Here is a 944-nt window from a genome sequence, read left to right as displayed (position 1 = left end):
GGATACCGATCAGGAAGACGGCGGTCGCCGCCGTTGGGCGCTGACCGACCTCGGTGGGTGAGCCGGTGTCATTCTGGTGCCCGGTCTGGTGACACCGGGTGTCGTCGGTCAGCGAAACTGAGCAGTCGTCGTGCTTCTGGCCTGGTGTTGTGCAGTTTGGTTGAACGAGGTGCGGGTCTGGTGGCTCACTGAATCTGCGCAGAGTCCGGGGCACGCGAGCTTTTGACCTGCGGAGTTTCCAACTCCGGGCAACGTTGCGCAGGTTGGTTGAGTACTGCGCAGGTTCACTGAACCACGACAACAGCCGCAGAGAGATGCTCTCTGCGGTACCCATCTCGATCTAGAGATTCTACATCCTGCATCAAGTGTGATGCAGGCACTCAACCGGACGGGCACATGGTGTCTTGCTGGTGGCGTTCAGGTCTGCTGCTCATCCTCGGGGTGGGGCGGGGTTGGTTTCTTGTATCGCTGGCGGAGCCAGATGATGACCCCTGCCACCAAGGGCGGGCCGAGGAGAACTGCTTTGACCGCGGCTTTTGAGGCGAGCCAGGCGATGCCCCAGTAGTGCCATCCGAGGAAGTGCCAGGCGGCTGCCCAGACGAGTCCGGCGATGCTGATGGCCAGGACAACAGCCAGGATGGTTTTGCTGCGGGTTCGTAAGGTTGCTGGTCTGGTGGAGTCATCGGTCATGTGGTTGAGCATAGGGCGGTCAAGACCAACCCCCACCTGTTCTTGCAGTCAGCTTGGCCCGCGGAGCGGGCCTGAGGGCTTGGAGGCAAAGCCGGAAAGCCCGGGCGGGGGAGCGCAGCGAGCCTGGCCGGCCGAGCAGCGCGAGGCCAAGTCCCAAGCGAAGCGCGGGACTTGCGGCCCCGAATGGGGCCGGCCGAGCAGAGCGAGGCAACTGGGTTGCGCAGCAACCCAGTTCACCGGAGTGAGCGCAGCGA

Annotated in this window: 1 protein-coding gene; it reads right to left on the bottom strand. The window is 63.5% G+C overall.

The window, feature by feature from the left end; genetic code table 11:
* Positions 1-417: 417 nt before the first annotated feature.
* Positions 418-690: a hypothetical protein gene (locus tag ADK54_RS14770; protein WP_159047764.1), complete on the bottom strand. Its 273-nt coding sequence runs from the start codon at positions 688-690 to the stop codon at positions 418-420.
* Positions 691-944: the final 254 nt, after the last annotated feature.

The organism is Streptomyces sp. WM6378, assembly GCF_001279695.1.
Classification (GTDB): Bacteria; Actinomycetota; Actinomycetes; order Streptomycetales; family Streptomycetaceae; genus Streptomyces.
The sequence above is the reverse complement of the archived record's forward strand: the minus strand, read 5'-3'. Positions and strand labels throughout refer to the sequence as shown.